General features: G+C 64.8%; 7 protein-coding genes. 4 read left to right on the top strand and 3 right to left on the bottom strand.

Translation table 11 applies throughout. From position 1 onward, the window contains the following. The 4 genes from EOA36_RS25390 to EOA36_RS25375 all read left to right on the top strand — a co-directional run. Nucleotides 1-226 (top strand): sugar-binding domain-containing protein (locus tag EOA36_RS25390; protein WP_281040080.1); only part of this gene is annotated, 226 nt, incomplete at its 5' end. A 431-nt stretch (nucleotides 227-657) separates the two neighbouring features. Then, nucleotides 658-1,635, top strand: coding sequence for an ABC transporter substrate-binding protein (locus tag EOA36_RS25385; protein ID WP_127279900.1), 978 nt, complete (start codon nucleotides 658-660; stop codon nucleotides 1,633-1,635). Between the two features lie 102 nt (nucleotides 1,636-1,737). Beyond that, nucleotides 1,738-2,799, top strand: coding sequence for a ribose ABC transporter (locus tag EOA36_RS25380; RefSeq protein WP_127279899.1), 1,062 nt, complete (start codon nucleotides 1,738-1,740; stop codon nucleotides 2,797-2,799). Then, nucleotides 2,792-3,547: an ATP-binding cassette domain-containing protein gene (locus EOA36_RS25375; RefSeq protein WP_127279898.1), complete on the top strand. Its 756-nt coding sequence runs from the start codon at nucleotides 2,792-2,794 to the stop codon at nucleotides 3,545-3,547. The genes EOA36_RS25380 and EOA36_RS25375 overlap by 8 nt, the downstream gene beginning before the upstream one ends. A gap of 37 nt (nucleotides 3,548-3,584) precedes the next feature. On the opposite strand, the gene EOA36_RS25370 is transcribed toward EOA36_RS25375, so the two are convergent. The 3 genes from EOA36_RS25370 to EOA36_RS25360 form a co-directional block, all read right to left on the bottom strand. After that, nucleotides 3,585-4,361, bottom strand: a complete 777-nt coding sequence (locus EOA36_RS25370) for an ATP-binding cassette domain-containing protein (RefSeq protein WP_127279897.1) — start codon at nucleotides 4,359-4,361, stop codon at nucleotides 3,585-3,587. Continuing rightward, nucleotides 4,358-5,206, bottom strand: a complete 849-nt coding sequence (locus EOA36_RS25365; RefSeq protein WP_189553344.1) for an ABC transporter ATP-binding protein — start codon at nucleotides 5,204-5,206, stop codon at nucleotides 4,358-4,360. Before EOA36_RS25365 ends, EOA36_RS25370 begins: the two co-directional genes overlap by 4 nt. Continuing rightward, nucleotides 5,203-5,760 (bottom strand): ABC transporter permease (locus tag EOA36_RS25360; RefSeq protein WP_145969304.1); only part of this gene is annotated, 558 nt, incomplete at its 5' end. The genes EOA36_RS25365 and EOA36_RS25360, both read right to left, overlap by 4 nt.

Below are 5,760 nucleotides of genomic sequence, written 5' to 3'. Positions count from 1 at the left end.
TCATTACTTCGATGCAGAAGGCGCCCTGATCGCCTGGGACGGGGAGAGCCGGATGATCGCCATGTCGCCGGCGCAGCTTCGCGCCGTGCCGCTGGTGATCGGCGTCGCCGCCTCGCCTGAGAAGGCGACGGCAATTATCGGCGCCGTTCGTTCCGGGCTCATCAACACGCTGGTGACGGATACCAAGACGGCGCAGGCCATCCTCGCGGTTCTTGCAACGCGATAGCGGCAGATATGCCGGACGGATGCCGCGCGGTGGCGCGGATAGAAGCCGTTGCGAAATCGATTGTATCGCCGGGGAGTCGGGACGATAGTTCGCCTGGGCTCCGAGGAGCCGTTGGACGGTGTCCGGAAAAGCCGGCGTTGCCGTCCCGGAAAAACCGGGTTGCAATTTATTTCTGCAAAGTGTTACAAAATACGGACCCGGCGTGCAGGCATGCCGGGCGCTGTGTTCCCTGACCTGGCGGAGGCGAGGAAAGCGAGCACGGCGATTGCGCCGGTCGGCTGGACCGGCTGACAGACTGGAGGGCGCTTGGGAGGAGCTGCCCGCGAAAGGCAAACAGGCGTTCCCGGCCGTCGGCATCCTGCCCCCGCGCGGATGACGGCCATTCCAATGTCACCGCAAACGGCAGAATTGCCAACAATGAGGAGGATGTCATGAAGAAGATCGTTGCCGCGCTCGCGGCGCTTGCCGTCAGCGCGACGGTGCTGATGGCGCCCGCGCAGGCACAGGACAAGAAATACACCATTGCGCTCATTCCGGGCCTCACCACCGATGGCTTCTACATCACCATGCGCAAAGGTGCTCAGGCGGCTGCCGATGCGCTCGGCGTGAACCTGGTCTTCCAGGGTGCTCCGGACTTCAATCCGGTCACCCAGGTGCCAGTGCTCGACGCGGTCATCGCCAAGAAGCCGGATGCTATCCTGATCGCGCCCACCGACAAGGTCCAGCTGGTGGAACCGCTGCGCAAGGCCAATGATGCCGGCATCCCGGTCATAACCGTCGATACTTTCATCGGCAGCGGCGCCTACCAGACGGGTGCCGGCGACGCCGATTTCCCGCTGGCCTACATTGCCTCGGACAATGTGCTGGGCGGCGAGATCGCGGCTAGGGCGCTGGCCACGTCCATCGGCGACAAGGGCAAGGTCTATGTGTCGAACGTCAAGCCCGGCATTTCGACCACCGATCAGCGCGAAGAAGGCTTCAAGAAGGAGATGGCCAAGCATACCGGCATCACCGTTCTGGAAACCCAGTTCAATGACGACGACGCCAACAAGGCGGCCTCGCAGCTGCAGGCTGTCTTCGCGCGCAATCCCGATCTCGTCGGCGTGTTCGGCGCCAACCTGTTCTCGGCGCTCGGCGCCGCCAACGGCGTCAAGCAGGCGGGGCAGACGGGGACCGTCAAGGTGGTTGCCTTCGATGCACCGACCAGCATCGTCGACAACATCAATACCGGCCTCGTGGACGTGGCAATCGCCCAGCATCCGGCCGAGATCGGCTATTACGGCGTGGTTTCGGCCTACGCCCACCTGACCGGCCATTCGATCCCGGTCACGATCGGCACCGGCTTCACGATCATGGACAAGTCGAACATCGCGGACCCGAACATCTCGAAGTATCTCTACTCCGAGTAAGCCCAGACGAGCTTGGCTCCTCCCGGTTTTGCCGGGGGGAGTTCGCGCCGGGTCCCGCAAAAGGCGGGGCCTGTTTGAAGGCAGCCGCGCCGCGGAGTATTCATGACCTCGACATCACCAGCCCAGCCTGCCGAGAAGCATGTCGCCCCCCAGGCCGATCATGGCGATCCGGCCAGGAGCCTGATCGGACGCATCGCCGAAGGGCGCGCCTGGCTGTTCCTTGCCGGCCTGATCATCTGTTTCGAGATATGGTCGAGATACGCCTTCGGCGCGACGTTCGTGCTCAACCCGTTCAACCTGCAATCCATTGCGATCTTCGCGATAGCGCCGCTGCTGCTGGCGACCGGCCAGACCTTCGTCATCATTTCAGGCGGCATCGACCTGTCGCTCGGCTTCATCATGGGCCTTGCCGCAGTCGTTGCAGCGCATGCCACCAATATGGCGGGCGCCGCCATTCCCTTGCCGCTGGCCATGCTCGCGGGCATCCTCGCCGCCGTGATCGTTGCCGGTGTGCCCGGCATCATCAATGGTCTGCTGATCTCACGCCTCAGGGTGCCGCCGTTCATCGGTACGCTCGGCATGTTCGGCGTCGCGCGCGGCGTTGCCTTCCTGCTTGCCGGCGGCACCACGGTGCCGGTGCAGAATTCTTGGTTCGCGCTGCTCGGCAACGGCAAGTTCTATGGCGTGCCCTATCTGGTCATGATCGCTGCCGTCTTCGTCATCGGCATGCACTACCTGCTCAGCCAGACGCGGTTCGGCCAGCACAATTATGCCATCGGCGCCAATGTGCAGGCGGCGCGGCGCGCCGGCATCGATATCAGGGGCCACATATTGCGGCTCTATGTGCTGTCGGCGATGTGCGCCGGCCTTGGCGGGGCGCTCTACGCAGCGCGCTTCACCGCCGGTGCGGCACAAGCCGGCGAGCCGCTGCTGCTCGACAGCGTCGCGGCGGTGGTGATCGGCGGCGCCAGCCTGTTCGGCGGCTCCGGCACGATCCTGGGCACGGTCGCCGGCGCGCTGGTGATCGCGGTCATCCAGTACGGGCTGGTCTTCGTCAATGTCGAGCCGTTCTGGCAATTCATCGCCGTCGGCGTCGTCATCATCATTTCCGTGCTCATAGACCAGGCGCAGCGCCGGTTCAGTGGAGGCCGCCAGGATGAATAGCACCGACCAGAACACTCCCTTGCTCGAAGTCCGCAACCTGTCCAAGCATTTTGGCGCCGTGCGTGCGCTCAGCGATTTCTCCATGGCCGTGCGGCCGGGCGAAGTGGTGGCGCTTGCCGGCGACAATGGCGCCGGCAAGACGACGCTGATCAAGGCGATCTCGGGCGTGTTCCAGCCGACGGGGGGCGAAATCCTGCTCGGTGGCCAGCCAGTGGCTTTCGCGACGCCGCAGGAGGCGCGCGAAAAAGGCATCGAGACGATCTACCAGGATCTGGCTCTGGCCGACAATCTGTCGATCGGTGCCAACATCTTCCTTGGCCGCGAACCGATGCGCAAGGCGTTCGGCTTCCTGCCGGTGCTCGATCGCAAGGCGATGGCAGAGGCCGCCAGGGAGACGATGAAGCGGCTCGATTTCCATGTCAGCCGGATGAACGCCCCGGTCAGCAATTTCTCCGGCGGCCAGCGCCAGGCCGTCGCCATCGGCCGCGCCGTCTACTGGGATGCGCAGATCCTGATCATGGACGAACCGACGGCGGCATTGGGCGTGCCGGAGCAGCGCAAGGTGATCTCGCTGATCCACCAGCTCAAGGCGCAAGGACGCGGCGTGATCTTCATCTCGCACAATCTGCAGGACATCTTCGCGGTTTCGGACCGCATCGTCGTGCTGCGGCGCGGCGTCCAGGCCGGCGAGCGCAAGATCTCCGAGACCAATCATGACGAAGTCGTCAGGCTGATGGTCGGGGGATAGGCGGGTTCTCTCGGTGTGATCTTGCTCGAAGACCGGATCATGGTCTGCTTCTGTCCAATCTGGGCGCGGCCGCCACCAGCGCCTTGCCGACGGCCGATTGCGGTGCGTCGATAACGGTTCGGGCATCGCCGCTCTCGGCAATCCGCCCGCCATCGAGAAGGATGACGCGGTGGGCGATCGCGCGCACCACGCCGAGATCATGCGAAATGAAGAGATAGGCGATCCGTTCCTGGTGCTGCAGGTCGAGCAGGAGATCGAGGATCTGGCCGCGCACCGAGACATCGAGCGCCGACACCGCTTCATCAAGCACGATCAGCGACGGCTTGGTGGCGATGGCGCGGGCAATCGCCACGCGTTGCCGCTGGCCGCCGGAGATTTCATGGATGGCGCGCGGTGCAAGACCGGCCGCAAGGCCGACCCGCTCCAGCAAGGCAGCGATGCGGCGCGGCCGCTCGGAGCGCGAGGCGACGCCATGAATGCGCAAAGGGTCGTCGAGGACGCGCGCCACGGTGGCGCGTGGGTTGAAGGCGGCGAGCGGATCTTGGAACACCATTTGCAGGCGGGCGCGGCGCACACGCAAGGGCGCGCCGCGCAGCGCCAAGAAATCATCGCCTTCGAATTCGATGCCTCCGCCATCCGGCTCGATCAAGCGCAACACCAGTCGCGCGATCGTCGATTTGCCGCTTCCGGACGGCCCGGCCAGCGCCAGCGTTTCGCCGGGCTCGATATGAAAGGAGACATCGTCCACCGCGGCGAGGGTCTTGCCGGCGCGACCATAGCGTTTGGTGAGATTGGACACCGTCAGCAGGCTCATCCATTCAGCCCGCTTCGGTTCAGCAAGGGTTGGGCGTCGAGGCCGATATGGGCGTCGAGCAGCGCGCGCGTGTAGGCTTGGGCGGGTGCGTCGATCATCTGCGCCGTCTTGCCAAGCTCCACCAACTGGCCCTGTCGGAAGACCGCGATGCGTTCGGCAAGTTCGGCGGCGAGCGCGATGTCATGGCTGATGAACAGCAGCGTCATGCCGTCCTCTGCCACCAGCCGTCGGATCAGCGCGACGATCTCGGCCTGCACGATGGTGTCGAGCGCGCTGGTTGCCTCGTCGGCGATCAGCAGTTTCGGCCCGGCGACAATCGCGGCGGCAATCGCCACACGCTGCTTCTGGCCGCCGGAAAGCTGGTGCGGGAAGGCGCGCAGGGCGGAGTCAGGGTCGGGCAAGCGGACGCGTTCGAGGAGGGTTCTGGCCTTGGCGTATGCCTGCTGCCATGTGAGGCCGAGATGGGTGCGGGCGACTTCGGCGATCTGCTTGCCGATGGTCATCACGGGATCGAGGCTTGCGGAGGGATCTTGAAAGACGAAGCCGATGTCGCGGCCGAGGAGGGGTGTCAGGTTTTGTCCGGAGTGAGACTTTGGCGTTCTGCGTTCTACGGCATCTAACGTTGGTAGAGAGAACCACTCGATGCTGCCTTCAATTTTCGAAGACAGTGGCAACAACCCCGCGATCGCCAGCGCCAGGGTGCTCTTGCCCGAACCGCTTTCACCGATGATCGCAAGCCGTTCGCCTGCGTGGAGATCGATAGTGATGTTCTTCAGCGCCGTGACCTCGATGCCATCGCGGCGGTAGGTCACCGAGAGATCGCGGATCGACGCCAGCGCGGTCACGACAGGCCCCTGCGCACGGCCGTCGTCTCGACGATGCCTTCGCCGGCGAGATAGACGCTCAATACCGTCAACACCAGCGCAATGCCCGGGACGATCGACAGGAACGGCGCGGTGCGCAAGACAGTGCGGCCTTCCGCGATCATGCCGCCCCAGGTGACCCGGTTGGGATCGCCGAGGCCAAGGAAGGACAGGGCCGCTTCGGTGAGGATCGCGGCGGCGACGATCACCGATGACATCGCCAGCACCGGCGGCAAGGCGTTGGGCAGCACTTCGCGAAAGGCGATCTCCATTGGATGCATGCCGATGACACGGGCACCGGCGACATAGTCGCGCTCGCGGATCGACAGCACTTCCGCGCGGGCAATGCGCGCCGGTCCAGTCCAGGTTCCGAGCGCTATGGCCACGACAACGACGCCGAGCGAGGGGCCAACCACGCTGACGAAAGCCAGCGCCAGCAGGAAACCAGGCACGGTCTGGAACGCGTCGGCAATGCGCATCAGCACTTCGTCGACGAGGCCGCCGGCAAAGCCGGCCAGCGTGCCGACGCGTTCCAG

It is taken from the genome of Mesorhizobium sp. M8A.F.Ca.ET.021.01.1.1 (assembly GCF_003998025.1).
Taxonomy (GTDB): Bacteria; Pseudomonadota; Alphaproteobacteria; order Rhizobiales; family Rhizobiaceae; genus Mesorhizobium.
Note: the sequence above shows the minus strand (reverse complement) of the source record. Positions and strands in the feature narration are given on the sequence as shown.